The 15713-nt window shown below is 42.5% G+C and carries 11 protein-coding genes and 1 tRNA gene; 5 read left to right on the top strand and 7 right to left on the bottom strand.

Annotated features, from left to right (window positions below; all coding sequences use genetic code 11):
- From VMW39_06080 to VMW39_06060, 5 genes are all read left to right on the top strand, one after another.
- Window positions 1–2860 (top strand): ATP-dependent DNA helicase (locus VMW39_06080; protein ID HUW23578.1); only part of this gene is annotated, 2860 nt, incomplete at its 5' end.
- 138 nt (window positions 2861–2998) lie between these two features.
- Window positions 2999–6064, top strand: coding sequence for an ATP-dependent DNA helicase (locus VMW39_06075; protein HUW23577.1), 3066 nt, complete (start codon window positions 2999–3001; stop codon window positions 6062–6064).
- Window positions 6065–6087: 23 nt separating this feature from the next.
- The gene (locus tag VMW39_06070) at window positions 6088–7239 is read left to right on the top strand and encodes an iron-containing alcohol dehydrogenase (GenBank protein HUW23576.1); all 1152 of its coding nucleotides are present in this window, start codon (window positions 6088–6090) and stop codon (window positions 7237–7239) included.
- Window positions 7240–7410: 171 nt separating this feature from the next.
- On the top strand, window positions 7411–8445 hold the full coding sequence (locus VMW39_06065; protein HUW23575.1) for a DNA recombination protein RmuC: 1035 nt from the start codon (window positions 7411–7413) through the stop codon (window positions 8443–8445).
- A gap of 26 nt (window positions 8446–8471) precedes the next feature.
- Window positions 8472–8550: transfer RNA gene (locus VMW39_06060), tRNA-Glu, on the top strand.
- Window positions 8551–8662: 112 nt separating this feature from the next.
- Here VMW39_06060 and VMW39_06055 read toward each other — a convergent pair.
- The 7 genes from VMW39_06055 to VMW39_06025 form a co-directional block, all read right to left on the bottom strand.
- Window positions 8663–9811: an arylsulfotransferase family protein gene (locus VMW39_06055; protein ID HUW23574.1), complete on the bottom strand. Its 1149-nt coding sequence runs from the start codon at window positions 9809–9811 to the stop codon at window positions 8663–8665.
- Between the two features lie 221 nt (window positions 9812–10032).
- Window positions 10033–10614 (bottom strand): MarC family protein, encoded by a 582-nt coding sequence (locus tag VMW39_06050; protein ID HUW23573.1) that lies wholly within the window; start codon window positions 10612–10614, stop codon window positions 10033–10035.
- 2 nt (window positions 10615–10616) lie between these two features.
- Complete coding sequence (locus VMW39_06045) at window positions 10617–11711, bottom strand: inositol-3-phosphate synthase (GenBank protein HUW23572.1); 1095 nt, start codon at window positions 11709–11711, stop codon at window positions 10617–10619.
- 29 nt (window positions 11712–11740) lie between these two features.
- On the bottom strand, window positions 11741–12838 hold the full coding sequence (locus VMW39_06040) for a hypothetical protein (protein ID HUW23571.1): 1098 nt from the start codon (window positions 12836–12838) through the stop codon (window positions 11741–11743).
- A gap of 11 nt (window positions 12839–12849) precedes the next feature.
- Entirely contained in the window at window positions 12850–13731 is an 882-nt protein-coding gene (locus tag VMW39_06035) for a glycosidase (protein ID HUW23570.1), read from the bottom strand.
- The gene (locus VMW39_06030) at window positions 13728–14651 is read right to left on the bottom strand and encodes a glycosidase (protein ID HUW23569.1); all 924 of its coding nucleotides are present in this window, start codon (window positions 14649–14651) and stop codon (window positions 13728–13730) included. Before VMW39_06030 ends, VMW39_06035 begins: the two co-directional genes overlap by 4 nt.
- Complete coding sequence (locus VMW39_06025) at window positions 14651–15694, bottom strand: glycosyltransferase (protein HUW23568.1); 1044 nt, start codon at window positions 15692–15694, stop codon at window positions 14651–14653. Before VMW39_06025 ends, VMW39_06030 begins: the two co-directional genes overlap by 1 nt.
- Window positions 15695–15713: the final 19 nt, after the last annotated feature.

The following is a 15713-nucleotide window of genomic DNA, read 5'->3' as shown; positions in this document are numbered from 1 at the left end:
TCTCATATCTTCGGGAATTGCTCCACCGGAAAGGATACTTGTGTTTACTGACCAGGAGGAGATGGTGGGAGCTTTAAGGCCGCATCTTCAGCCGGGATATGGAGAGTTCTGGGTGAATAGCTTTACTGCGTTCTGCAAGAGGGTTCTCCGGCAAAATTATAACAGGGTTCCTGGCATCTATCCCAACTTTCAGGTGCTCGACGGATTAGAAGAAAGGCTGATGTTGAGTAAGATTCTCAAAAGTTTGAAGCTAGACTACTATCGGAACGTCAAGCATACTTCGGGTTTCTTAGATGAGGTGGTCGACTTCATTGACCTTTGGAAACTTAATCCCCGGGTTAGCCTGCCCGACTACGGGAAATTTAAAGATTTGAAAAGAATTTATATATGGTACCGGGATTACCTGCACAAAGAGAATCGTTTAGATTTCAGGGACCTGGTGTTAAAAACTATTCAACTTTTTAAGAGCCATCGGGATATCCTTAAGAATTACAGGGAGAGATTCAGTCATATTCTTCTCGACGACTTTCAGAACATCGATTTGAATGAGTACGAACTCTTCTCTCTTTTAACCTTGAAGAAACAGGAGGTACTGTTTTCCGGTAATGAAGAAGAGAGCGTCTTTCGTTTTCGTGGAGCCCTGCCCCAGGAGGTGAAAAGAAGATTCCTAACTGATTTTGAGCCCCGCATAATTTCGCTTTCCGAAGTAGTTACCTCTTCCCCGCAGATAATACTGGTGAAATGTGGCAGTGGAAGCGAAGAGGCTCTGTTCATTGCCCGCAAGGTTTACGGTTTGACTCGCCAGGGTTACCATTATCGCGACATTGCTATCCTCTGCCGCGGCGTCTCCAGAGAAATAAAAAATTTAGAAGACGCCTTGAAAATTTACGATATTGATTACGCGGTAATGGGAGGCATAGCATTTTTCAAACAGCCAGAAATTGTCCAGATTATCTCTATTTTGAAATGCATCTGGGGGCAGGAAGAAGATATGAACACCCATCTGCTCAGGGCTCTTTCAGCCCCTGAGTTCAACATCGATCCTGTTGATGTTCAGCGGCTGGTGACCTATAGTGAGAGGAAAGGGTTGCCTTTCTTGGCCGTAATAAAAATGGTGGTGAAGAAATTACCCCGGGACTTTTCCCAGGGGGCTGGGTCCAGCACAAGCTATCCTGGATGGGGTTTAGATGAGGATACTATCTCCTCGCTTGGGGAATTTCTGGGAACATTAAGAAAGATGGAGAGAGAAGCCAAAAAGGAATCCCTGGAAAGGCTTATTTATATGGTTTTCTTGAGGTTCGGTTATCTTCAGGCAGGGACGAAGAATAAGAGATTGGCTCAAAACTTGAGCTATTTTCTGGAAGTGGTGAAGAAATTCCAGAAGATTGAAAACAATTTGTCTTTCTTTGATTTTATGAGTTATCTTGACGAGATGCTTACTTCCTACGGCCGGGAGGAGGCTATTACATTTATTCCCCAGGAGGATAGCGTCCAGATTATGACTGTGCAAAGGGCAAGCGGAAATTTCTTCCCCATAGTCTTCGTAACCGGCCTTGTGGAAGGAAAGTTTCCCCGGGATTTGCCCGAATCATCACTCTTAAACCTTCGGGAAAAGAAGAGATTGAGACTGAAGCCCCTTCCCGAACTTTCCCAACACCTGAATGAAGAAGAGAGAATCTTCAATTTGGCTATAAGTAGAGCGAAGAAGAAGCTCTATTTAACTTATGGAAGAACCTACGAGTCTAATCGCGATTCTCTTGTATCTTCTTTAGTTCTGAAATTCGTGGGGGCAGAAAGGGAAGACGAACTACTGGAGAAATGTAAGGAGAGAGGGATAGAATTTCTCGATAAGCCACCGGTTCTCGGCCCTGAGGAGAAGGATGAAATTTTAACCCGGGAGGATTTAGTTAACTTCTGGCTCATCACAGGAAATAAGGATTTAGAGGGACTTCTGGAAAAGATTGATAGAGAGAAATATAATGAGATAATGAGAATTAAGGGAGAGTTCGACCAGGAGTGTCTCTGGGATAAAGTGAAGATTTCTCCTGATTATAGGTTCTCTGGCTATAAGCTTGAGTCATACAGCGAATGTCCGGCAAAGTTCTTCTTCTCCTTCCTCTTAAAAATCTGGATTAAGCCAAGACCCGCTTTAATTTTTGGGAGGCTCCTCCACAGTATTCTTGCATCCTTTCATGAGAAATACAATAGTAAAGATGCTCTGCATTCTTCTCAGGCAAAAAGGGATATGGAGAAGGAAATTAGGAAGGTATTTTCCCAGGAAGGGGGGAGTTTTTCCACTCTGTTTGAGAAGGACGTCTACCAGAGATTGGCTGCAAAGATTCTTCTCAGGTATCTGGAGAAGGAGAGGGAAAGAGAGAGTTTTTCCATTGAGGGGGTGGAGAAAGAATTCACCTGGCAGAAAGACGGGTTGACTTTTTCTGGAAGAATAGACCGCCTGGATAGGCTTGAGGAAAAAGTTGAGGAAGTTATTGATTATAAGAGCGGCAAGAGTCCGTTTATGGAGTTTCGCCTCTGTCGCAAAATGAACGAAGGAGAAAGTTTTCAGTTACCTATCTATTTTTTTGGTGCCAGGGAAGGCTTGCACAGGCCCGTAGAAAGGCTCTCCATATACTGGCTGCGTAAACAGTTAGAAAAACCCAAGGCAAATATCAAAGCAACGGTGGAAGTAGGTAAGCAATATTCTTCTGGGAAAAGTATCTTATCCACTGAGGATTCTCTTGAGGGAGCGCTAAAGCATCTCATGGAAAAGGCAAAGGAGATTCTCCAGGGATACTATCCCCAGAAGCCAAGGAACTGCTGGAATTGCGACTTCAATTTCCTTTGTGACAAGAACAAATAGGAACAAAATAGGGACAGCGACCATTTTTCAGGGACTGTCCCATTCTTAGATTTTCTAATAAGACTTAAAGTGCTGTCTGCTTGAAAAAAATGGTCGCTGTCCCCATTTTGTCATTTTTGTCACCTTTTTGGGAGAAGAATGAGAGAGTTAACTTTAGAACAGAAGAGGGCAGTTGATGAGATTGAAGGTACTGTCTGCCTGAAGGCAGGAGCAGGAACAGGGAAGACTTCGGTTCTGGTAAACAGGTACCTGAAAATATTTTCTAATCTCCTGGAGAAGGGTGTATCTCCCGAAGAGGCTGTAGAGAGTATTCTGGCGGTTACATTCACCAATAAGGCTGCGGGAGAGATGCGGGAGAGGTTGGAAAAAGAATTAGAGAATATGTCTCTTCCCAGGGGAGTTCTATCAAGGAAAGCCTATATTAGTACTATCGATTCTTTCTGCACGCGGCTTCTTAGAGAGAATGGACTGGAAATAGGCCTGGAGCCGAATTTCAGAGTGATTAACGAGATTGAGGCGAAAATCCTTTTCTGCAAGGTAGGTAAAGCGTTACTTGAGGAAGGGAAATTGCCCCGGGTCACTATTGACCAGTGGCTGGATGAGTTCTTGAGTCGGATTTATGTATATGTCCAGGAAATAAGAAATAAGGCGACGTTCCCTTCGGGACTTCTACATGAGATTTCCAAAGTAGAAGATGAAGAGAAGAAAAATTTGACACATCTCATTGCCAAAATTTATGCTTCCTATGAAAAGGAACTTAAGAAGCGCCACTACTTCGATTTTTCCGGGATTCTCCTGGAGACTCTACATCTTCTCGAGAGTAATAGGAAGATAAAAGACAGGTATCGGAAACAGTTTAGATATGTCCTGGTAGATGAGTACCAGGACACTACACCTCTTCAGGATAAACTCTTGCGCCAGTTCTCCCATAACTACTTCGTGGTGGGCGATGTTAAGCAGTCTATCTATGCTTTTAGAGGAGCGGAGCCTGAGAATATTGAAGATTTCAGCGAGAAATCTGAATTAAACCTTTCCTTGACTAAGAATTTCCGTTCCTTTAATCAGATTCTGAAAGTAGTCAATAAGGCGCTGGGAACGGAAATTCCTGATTATGAGCCTATAAGTTCAGAAAAGGAAGCAGAGGAATGTGGCGTGGAGATATTTCTGGCAGAATCCCGGGAGGAGGAAGCTGAATTTATTGCCCAGAGAATTCTCGAGTTGTTGGGAGACTACCGTCTAAAAAATCCAATAAGAGAAGAAGACCGGGAAAGGAGTCTGCAGCTTAAGGATATATCGGTACTCTTAAGAGCAATCAGGACTCCCGTAGGAATATATGAGGAGGCCCTGAGGAGGCACGGGATTCCTTTTATTACTACGGGTGGGACAGGTTACTACGAAAGGCCAGAAATAAGAGATTTGGTAGCATTACTGGGGGCAATCAATAATCCCTTTGATGACATTTCTCTGGTGAGGCTATTGAGGTCACCCATTTTCAGAATCAAGAATTCCAGTCTCTCTTCTCTGGCCAGTGTCTTTCCTGAGCAAGAAATCGAAGACGAAGAGAAGATGGTGAGGAAGCGTTATCCCATCTACGATGGTTTGGGGAAGTTGGATGGTCTTGACATTGAGGAAGAGGATAAGAAGGCGCTCAGGAATTGCAAAGCCTTCTTGGACAGATTCTTTCTGAAAAAGAGTAATTACAGTTTAGGCGAGCTGGTATATAAGGTGATTACCCAGAGCAACTATTTACATTATGCCCAGAGTTTACCTCCTACTGAAAGGAGGAGAACCCTGGCAAATATTCAGAAGTTTTTCAGCCTCGTTGAGGAATTTGAGGAGAGAAATATCTTCTCCACACTGGAAGATTTCATCGCCTATGTAAAAGAAGTCACTCAACAGGGAGTGGTGGAGAGCGAAGCTAAACCTGGCGAAGAGAATGCTGTGCGTATAATGTCTATTCACCAGGCAAAAGGGTTGGAATTTCCCATCGTTTTCTTAGCTAACGTTAAGGATAAGACTTTCCCTTTCGTGGGAGGAGCTTCTCCATTTTATGCTTATGATGAAAAGTCGGTTATATCTACCAGAGAAGAAAGGAAAAAGAAGAAAAAAGAGATCGACATGGAAGAGAAGAGGCTTCTCTATGTTAGCCTGACCAGACCGCGAGAGAAATTGATAATTTCCGGCACCGGGAACGCGCAAGGGGAATTGAGTCCGTTTATGGCTTATTTTCTCGATGAACAGAGAGAAATAAAAGAAGAGTTCTCTCCCTTAATTGAAAACAGGAGGGAGAAGTTTTTGCAAGAGAAAGAAATCCGGGAGAAAGAAGTCTATCCGCCAAGCCGAAAAGAGAAGGGGATTGAGGCGCTGACATTAGAAGAGATAAAAGATATCGTATTTTCTTCCTATAAGTCGCTTCCTTCCCACGAGATTTCTCTTCCTTCTTTTACAGTTACCCAGCTTGCCACTTTTGACCAGTGCCCCTTAAGATACAAATATCTTTACCTGTTCAATCTCCCTCCGGACCCGGGATTGGAAAGAGAGAAAGAGGAGGAGATGATTGAAGAGTCGACGTTCGGGACAGTAATTCACAAAACTCTGGAAGAATACATTTTATCAAGAAAAGAAGGAAAAGAATGGAAAGAATCGAAATTGATGAGTAAATTCCGTTCACTGGCGAAAGCTCATGGAATTGGTGACAGGGAGATTCAAAATATCTATGAGAAAGAAGCTAAGCCAATTCTTCTAAAATTTTTGTATAATTCAGAGAACCGAATTGGTAAAATCGTTAGAGTGGAAGAGCCATTCCATCTTTTTATTGAAGGTTGCGAAATCAGGGGAATAATCGACCGAATCGATAGACCTTCCGGGCAGGGATACCATATTATCGATTACAAGACCAATCGCCAGAAGAATGAAGAGCCTTACGTTTTGCCAATGATGCTTTACAAATGGGGGGCGGAGAAGGTCTTAGGATATAGTCCTGTGGAAAAGTTGAGCTTATACTGGCTGAGGCATAATCAACTGGTCACCATAAAAATTGAAAAGGATATGGAGCGTGATTTAGAAAAGAAAATAAAGGCAATTATAAAGAAAATTCGGGAAGAAGATTTCGAACCGGTCGCTAAGTCAAAAAGATGCGAATTTTGCGATTATAAATTAGTCTGTGAGATAAAATCCTCCTCTCCCCAAGGGGGAGAGGATTGAGGTGAGGGGAAAAGGAGGTAAACATGGAATCTGTTTTCTATTCTCCAACAAGAATTATCTTTGGAGAAGGAAGTTTGAAAAGAGTTGGTGAAGAAGCTAAGAAATTTGGCAAGAAGGTTTTGATAGTTACAGGGAAGTCCTCGGCAAAGAAGGCGGGTAGTCTGGACGATGTGATAAATTCTCTTACTTCCCAAAATCTTAGGGTAGAGGTATTTAATAAAGTAGAACCCGACCCGAGCGTGGAGACAGTTGAAGAAGGAGCAAAATTTGCCAAGAAATGCGCGGTGGAGGTAGTAATTGGTCTTGGCGGAGGAAGCCCGATGGACGCAGCAAAGGGAATCGCCCTGCTTATGACCAACAAGGGCAGTATTACTGATTATTTCGGGACGGATAAGGTAAAAGAACCGGCTATTCCTGTTATCGCTATCCCCACTACAGCGGGAACGGGGAGTGAAGTTACAAAATATGCAGTCGTTACCGACCAGAAGAAAATGCTGAAACAGATAATCGGTAGCTTTCATATTAGCCCTGTGCTTGCTATCCTCGACCCGATGTTAACCCTGAGTATGCCTGCCTCTCTTACCGCCAATACAGGAGTGGATGCTTTAAGTCATGCCATTGAAAGCTATGTCTGTACCAAGGCAAATCCGGTTAGTGACATATTGGCTTTAGAATCGATACGCTTGATTGCTGAGGCTTTGCCAGGGGCAGTTTCCCAACCGGAAAATATAGAAGTCAGGAAAAAGATGCTCTTTGCTTCTTCAATTGCGGGGATCGCGCTTACTTCCTCCGGGGCAGGAATAATTCATGGCATGGGGTATTCGATCACCCTCTACTATGGAGCTCCCCATGGACTAGCAAATGCTTTACTTATGCCTGAAGCAATGGAGTTTAATCTCGTGGCCAATCCTTCTAAATATAAAAACATTGCTGTGGCAATGGGGAAGAAGGTAGAAGGTCTATTGGAAAAGGACGCCGCCCGCCTGAGTGTAGTAGCAGTAAGGGAACTGTCAGAAAAGATAGGCATACCCAGGGGCTTGAAGGAGATAGGAGTGAAGGAGGAGTCCTTGGCTGGTTTTGCTGAAACCGTTGGCAAGAACGAGCGCGTCCTCTCATTAAATCCACGCCGCCCGAGTACCAAAGAGATAGAGGAAATATACAAGAGGTCGATGTAGACTCTCCTTGTTTCAGGTTCTTAATTTTGGTATAATAACCTAAAGTATGTAGTGTAGGGGCTTGTCCCCGTAATAATTTTTCCGGTGTAGGGCTTTATGCCCGTAAAGGTTTTGGTCACGTAGGGGCGACCCTCGCGGTCGCCCGAAGTGCTTTTAACTGGAGGGAAATTAATGGAATTGACTATATGGGTTTTAATTGGGGGAGCGGGCATTCTGGTTATTCTTGTGATGTGGATGGCCATGAGTGCGAGAAGAAGGATTAGGAATTTGGAGGCAAAGGGAGTAAGTGAGCCGGCGCTTCTGGTAATGCAACAGCAGATAGCAAACCTGACCACTCAGTTGACAAACCAATTAAACGCTGTTACCAGCCAGGTAAGTGACAGGCTCGGCGATACTACTCAAGTCGTCACTTCTGTAAAGGAAAGCTTAGGGAGAATGGAAGAAGCGAACAAGAGAATTTACGAAGTGGGAAAAGATATATCCAGCCTTCAGGACCTTCTCAGGGCACCTACCTTTCGTGGCGAAGTGGGTGAGTTCCTGCTGGCAAATCTCTTGGGACAGATTCTGCCACGAGAACATTTCACTCTCAAGCACAAATTCAAGAATGGAGAAATTGTGGATGCGGTTATTCGCCTGGGAAAGCGGCTTGTTCCAGTAGATTCTAAGTTTCCATTGGAGAACTTCAAAAAGATGTTAGAAAGCAGTGGTGAAGATGAGAAACAAGGAAGTCGCAGGGAGTTTGTGAGAGATGTCAAAAAACATATTGACGATATTTCCGATAAGTATATTTTGCCGGATGAAGATACTTTCGATTTTGCACTCCTCTATATCCCCGCTGAAAATGTATATTATGAAACGATAATTAAGGACGAGACTGTTGGTGCAGGAGAAGGGATCAGTTCTTACGCGCTTTCCAAGAAAGTTATTCCAGTCTCGCCCAACAGCTTCTATGCCTATTTGCAGGTTTTAGTCCTGGGGCTGAAAGGATTGAGAATCGAGAAAGCTGCGGAAGAGATTTTAGGTAATCTGACTCGCCTCCATGGAGACTTGATTAAGTTCAAGGAAGATTTTGAGGTATTGGGGAAACACCTATCTAATAGTAGAACCAAATACGAGGAAGCTGAGAAGAAACTTGATAGACTGGGGGAGAAATTATTAAGCGTAGGAGAAGAGAAACCTCCAGAAATTCCCCAAGAATCCCAGTAATGTAAGAATTTACGATTGTAGTCAATGGCGCCATCGTCTAGTCTGGTTTAGGACGCTGCCCTCTCAAGGCAGAGATCACGGGTTCGAATCCCGTTGGCGCTACCAAATTATGCACAGGTAAGGGATTTGCAATTCTGGGGACACAATACTTAATTAACAACCATACGGGCTATTTGTGCCATAGCATAACCAACACACCAGGATCGTATCTGGATAATTAAGTATTGTGTCCCCAGAATTGGGTTTGAATATGCCTCTTGAGTATATTTTCTATATAGTGGAGAGGATATCTAACACAACGATAAATTTCGTGTCCCCCCATCCCATCAAAATAAGGGGTTAAGTATTCCCATACTACCTCCCTGTCAGGAGTAATCTCAAAAAGTCTACCGCGCCTACCACGAAACCCTCCTTCACAGATAACTGTATTTCCATTAGGCATCCTATTTGAACCACCACCCCCACTACCCCAAAAACCATCTGGGCTGTACTCCCAGACAATCCTCTCGCTTAGAGGATCCAATTCTATCACTCTAGAAAAACCTCGATTTGGTCCATTGTCAAATATCAGAAAATGCCCCGCTCCAGGAAGCACTTCTCCTGTAATTGGATGCAGGTCAGGAATCAGTGTGGGCATATGCGGCCTATCTACTATCCCAGGTCCCCAAGCCCATACAATTTTTCCGTCGCTCTTATCTATCACGCCAATTATGTTCAGATTTTTGTGGTTGAATAGTACGTTTCCAGCTTTAAATCTTGAATCCTGCCTACCGAGCTTTGTTTCGGGGAGAACCTCACAAGCATTTGTGTGGAAAATATCGTCTGCCTGGATGGGAAACTTCACGCCAATCTTTTTGAGTTCTTCTATGTGTTCGTCCGCCCACCACTCCCACACTATCTCATTCGTGTTCGGAACAACTTCTATGATATAGCATGTAGCAAAGGGACCCTCCTCTCGTACTTTTGGGTCGCGTCTCTCCTCCAAAATAAGCCGCAGGGGAAAATCCTTCCCTCGAATTCCACACAGTATCACCATATGACCATTGGGCATCACCGCAAAGTCATGATGCTGAGAACACTTATAGTACCAAAGCTCTTTGCTATTCCAATCAATTTCCACTAATCCATTCCACATATGCCCATATATCAAGTGCCCGTCGGGAAGGATTTCTCCTACTTTTGCCCCCCTTATTCGCCAAGTGTGAACGACGTTTCCTTCCATATTTATGAGGTAAAAAATATTACCCATATATGTACTGAAAAGCGTATAGGAAGTGTAGCACTTCTTGGGTTTATATGTTAATACACATTGCCGCTCTATATCCTTACGGATACCATCATAATCCCTCTCTCTTTTGTTGCTCATGCAATTTCCCTCCTATCTCCTTGCTCATAACGTTATGAATTCTGCCAAAAAATAAAATCGGGCAAATCAAATGAAACTTGCCCGCTTAAATCTAAAACAAAAAAAAGAGACATAAGCTTTCATTTTTTAGCCAAGATTTGGCTTTCTTCCATGATTTGCTTTCTTTGACCTTCATTTGAGTTTACCGCGTCTTTTTCTTTTGGACATATCAAAGCTACCTTTTATAAATTAAAAATTTGTGCCACCCCTTTTCTTATCATCATAATAGCTATGGCAGCCAAAAGCAGACTCGTAATCTTTGAGAGGGCCTTAGAGCCTGCTTCGCCAAGAAGCCTTATTAGAATTCCGGAAAGAGAAAAGACTATGCCGGCTAATATAACATTAGCTAAAACCGAGAACAATGTAGCATATAAACCATACTCACCAATAATAATTAAGGAGGTAGTTAATACAGCAGGACCAACAATTAAGGGCGTGCCTAACGGAACGGCACCTAACTCATTACTTGGTATACGGCGTTTCTTCCCCGGATTTATTATATCCATTATGGCAATACAGAAAAGAATAGCACCTCCTGCTACCATAAAATCGCCTAAGGTAATACCGAGAAGTTTAAATATAATTTTGCCTAAAAATATAAAACCCACCGCTAAGCATATAGCTGTGAGCATTGACTGAAAAATAATTCTTAATTTTTCCTCTTTCTTAAGTTCCTGAGTAAGTGAGACAAAAATTGGTAAAACTCCTACCGCGTCAACTGCCACAAATATTGGGATAAAAGCTAATAATAAGTTCTTAATCATAATTAACTCTGGAGATTCCCGGCGATAAACTCTTCCATCATCTCTTTAGCTTTATAATCTGGATATTGAACAGGAGGATGTTTCATCGTATATGCAGATACAGAAACCAGTGGGCCGCTTATCCCTCTATCCAGGGCTAACTTACAGCACCTTATCGCATCAATAACCACGCCAGCTGAATTTGGCGAGTCCTCAACGGATAGTCTCAACTCCAGATTCATAGCTATATCTCCAAAGCCTCTTCCTTCCATCCGGATAAAACAGACTTTATTATCCTTCTGCCAGGGAACATAATCGCTTGGACCGATGTGGATGTTTTTGGATTCTAAAGGCTTACCTAACTGCGACTGCACTGCCTCGGTCTTGGAGTTCTTTTTGGAATTAAGTCGGCAACGCTCAAGCATATTGAGAAAATCGGTATTACCACCAGTATTTAGCTGATATGTCCTTTCTAACTTTACGCCTCGGTCATTAAACATCCTGGTCAGGACTCTGTGAGTGATAGTAGCGCCAACCTGGGACTTTATATCATCACCTACTAAAGGCAAGCCCTTTTCTACAAATTTAATTTTCCAGTTTTGGTCAGAAACAATAAATGCCGGAATACAGTTAACCAAGGCAACCCCGGCATCTAAACAGGCCTGGGCATAGAAACGGGTTGCCTGCTCTGAACCTACAGGAAGAAAATTGACCAAAATCTCAGCACCGCTTTCTTTGAGCTCACTAACTACATCAGAAGGTGCCTCATCTGCTATTACAAAGGCGCGCTCTTCAGAATAGTTCTTCATATGGGAAGCTACGCCATCTAAAACATTTCCCATCTTAACGATTACGCCATTATCAGGAATGTGGAAACAGAATATTTTAGCACAGTTCGGTCTGGCAAATATCGCCTCATTCAAGGGCTTGCCAACCTTTCGCTTATCGATATCAAAGGCGGCCACTACTTCGACATCCTCCACCTTGTACCCACTAACATCATAGTGCATTAAGCCAATAACCTTTTCTTCTGGTGAATTTTTATAAAACTCTATTCCTTGCACCAGAGAACTGGCGCAGTTGCCAACTCCTAGGACGGCAATTTTGATTCTTCCCATATTTTACCTCTGCCTTTATATTTCATATTTTACCCCGTTAGAAGTTTTTTTGCTTCTCTCTTTGGAAGATTAGTATCTCTATCGAGGTTTAATAGCGCTTCAAAAAGCTGAATAAACTTTTTAGCCACCTCAATCGATGAATTCTCCTTCACGAATTCCTTGGCTATCCTTAAGACGGACTTAACATTGTCCCTTTCCTCAAATACATCTTCCAGTGCCTCGGAAAGACTTGAATATTTTAAGACCTCTTGGTCAAAGGTTGCAAAGAAGTTGGTATTATAGGCCAGAATAGGCCGGCCTGCCCCTAAACCAAGATAAGCAGTTGAAGGAACAACTACCGCCTCAGCTGAATCTTTATGGATTAAAAGACAATCCGAGGCGTGTAAATAGGTGTAAAGCGTATTGACGGGTAGCTTCCCATTTCTTAATTCAATAAATTTATATCTTATCCTGGTTACATCGAACAAATCGTACCATTCTTGGATATGGGTCAGGGTAAGAAAAATAAGCGGGTATTTTTTACTTACACGTTCTATTGTCGGTAAAAGATGAAGGTGGCGATATATCCCGATGCCGTAGTTAAAGATTATCTTTTTATCCAGTGGCAGATTCAGTTTGAGCCGGGCCTCTTTTTTATCTCCGGGCATCAGAGGATGGCAGGGATAGGGGATTATATGTATCTTATCCTCAGGGTAAATGTTACAAAGAAACTTTCTATATCGTTCATCAAAACAGACAACGGCATCCCAGTCAAATTTATAGAAGGTTGAATCTTTAGGCGGTTTACCTTCATGGACTACAAAGACGGTCCTAGCTCGCTCTTTTATCTTGGGATATATCTTAAGTAGTTCTTCCATTGGTAGGATCTCAAGATTCTGCACTATAAAGACATCACAATCGTCTTTCAGAAAAGGTTCGGGATCAAAGAAAAACCCTTCCTTCTTTTTAGGAAGCCTATAACACCTCAAAACATAGGACTCATCTTTGTCAGTTTGATAATTCTCATATTCTGCAGGTGCTAAAACCTTAAGATTATGACCGAGCTTGACCAATGCTCTGCCCAGAAGTTCTGCATGGGTAGAAACCCCGCAGGGAATATTCCAGCGGCTCATCATTGTTATATTCATTTTGGTTTTCCTTAATTAAAAAGCTTCATCAATTCTTCTTTTTTTATAGTGGCTACACAAACTACCCTGTCCGCCGCACCGTAATAAATAAAGTAGGTGCCTTCAACTTCACAGGCACCACAGCCAAATACTACCTGATGCACCTCTCCACGTAGTTCGTAATCCTCTTGGGGTTCAAGGATTGGCTCAGGGTGTCTATGTAATAGCGTCCAAGGGTCTTTTAAATCAAATAATGCTACTCCCAATCTATATGTTGAACTTTCATCAACTCCGTGATAGATAAGCAACCACCCTTTTTCTGTCTTTAAAGGTGGACAGCTTGCGCCAATGGTTACTCCATCCCAATTTCCGGCCTTTGGTGTCATAACTTTCTTGTGGCCATTCCAGTTGATTAAATCATCTGAATAAGCAATCCAGATACTTAAGGGCTTTTCATCCATTGGCCGATGAAACATTACATACTTACCCTCAATCTTTTCTGGAAACAGAACCGCATCTTTATTATTTATATCTGGTAATATTACTCCCAACCTCTTCCAGCTAATAAAATTCACTGTCGAGGCCAAATCCACCCTTACTCCGACTTGCGAATAGGCAGTGTAAGTCATATAAAACTTATCTTCCAGCCTGACAACCCTGGGGTCTTCACAGCCTCCTGTTTCTAATCTACCTTCGGGAATAAAAACAGGTTTATCCAGTCGAGAGAAATCAAAACCATCTGAACTTACCGCATAGCCAATTCTGGAGATATTATCCACTCCCATAGCCCGGTAGAACAAATGGAATAGGCCATTATGGTAGATAGCTGCAGGATTAAAAACAAGCCTGGATTCCCATTCATTTTCTACTTTGGGCTTTAAGATGGGATTGCCCTGGTAACGTCTTAGTTTCATTTCGCCCCCCTCTTATATGTGGCCAGACAAGTAAGTTTATCCGCTGCTCCGTAGTAGAGAAGCCACCTATTTCCATACGTGATAAGTCCTTCAGCAACTATATGATTGCCCGTGCCAAACTTTTTCCCATAATTCCGAGAAGGCAGAAATATTGGTTTATCTGCTCTCTTAATAATCTTTGCTGGTGCATCTATAGAGAATAATATTCCACCCGGCTTATAAATACTATCTTTCCCCCAGCCGTTATAAATAAAAAGGATTCCTTCTTTGAGCAAAACAGGGTTTGGACCCGGTTCCACTCCCTGATAATCAAAATAACCTTTACGAGGCACTACAATAGGTTCATCCTGTGGTTCATACCAGTGAAAAAGGTCCTTTGAATAAGCTATTCCAATGGCTGTTTTCCAGGGTTTTTCTTCTCCCATAAAATACATAAGATATTTTCCATTTATCTTCTCTGAAAGGATAACCCCAGCCTTTATCTGGCCACTATCCCATCTTCCTTTCTTTGGCTGCAGAATTGAACCATGTTTTTTCCAATGTAAAAGGTCAACTGATGTAGCAAGACAGATATTGCCCACATTATACCTTCCGCTATTTCCCACATAAGTAAGAAAATATGTATCCTTAAATTTCACCACTCTTGGATCTTCGCAGCCAAACTTGTCGAAATCCGCGGAAGGCACTAATACCGCTTCAGGGTGCAAACTAAATTGGATGCCGTTGCCACTTCTGGCAAGACCTATCTTTCCCGTTAAAGAGTCTCCTCCTTCAGCCCTAAGGAGCATAAAAAAATTTGTCTCTTCTTTAATCACTGTAGGGTTATATACACCCTTCGATGTAAAACCTTTACCCGGACTTAAAATTGGGTTCTTTGGATAATCCACAAATGGCCCGATTATAAAATTTTTCTTTCGCATTATCTAGCTCTTAAGAATTCAGTAAATAGCCCTATATATCTTTTGGCTATCTTCTCTGGAGAATTCATTAACACAAACCCTTCTGCGGCATCTTCAATCCTTTTATATGCCCCTTCATTTTCAAGTAATTCGAGCAGCTTATTATTTAATTCCTCGGCATCTCCGTAACGTATAAGCTCATTCTGCAGAGGATGAAAGAAATCCGACTGCTGGGGGACAAAGATGGGACAACCACAACCCAATGCCTGAAAGACCGTAGAGGAAACAACAGCATGATAACGGCTCTGGAACTTATGAAAAATAGCTGCATCCGAGGCAAAGAGATAGTCATCAAATCTCTGGCGAGATAAGACATCTTCTCTTCTAATAATCATCCAATCAGGAGGGGATTCCTCTTCAACCATCTGGTATTCTTTGGAGACAACATGCAGAAGCACTGCCTCATCTTTAATCTCCTCAGGTAAGTTTCGTAGATAGGAATGATAGCCGCGCTGGCCAAAGGAGTAGATGATTTTCTTATCCAGGGGAAGCTCTAACTTCTTCCTGGCCTCATTTTTATCTTCCTTTCTTATTTTAAAACAAGGGAAAGGGATAAGTTCAGCGTCAGGATAAATCTCTTTCAGGAATTCCTGTCTCTGGGCGAAATAGACTACCTTGTCCCAGTCGAATTGATAAAACCAGGCATCTTCAGGCAATTTATTTTCATGCACTATATGTATTGTCCTAGCCCGATTTTTAATCAAGGGAAATATCTTGGCTAACTTATCTACTGGAAGCATACGTAAGTCCTGAACTACGAAGATATCAAAGTCTGAGGTTAAAATAGGCCGGGGGTCTAAGTAGTTGGTCTGCTTTTGAGTGCCAAAGCACCTGATTACATAATCCTCGTCTTCGCCGGTAAATCCTTCTCCATGGAAATCATCCTTGATGAAACTAAATACAGTCAACTTATGCCCCATTTTTATCCATGCTCTGCCCAATGGCTCTGCATGCACAGCTACTCCACTATCTGTGTTCCAGGCACTCATCATCGCAATTCTCATATAGCCTCCTTCCAAAGTA

It is taken from the genome of bacterium, from assembly GCA_035530055.1.
Taxonomy (GTDB): Bacteria; UBA6262; WVXT01; order WVXT01; family WVXT01; genus WVXT01.
The sequence above is the reverse complement of the archived record's forward strand: the minus strand, read 5'-3'. Positions and strand labels throughout refer to the sequence as shown.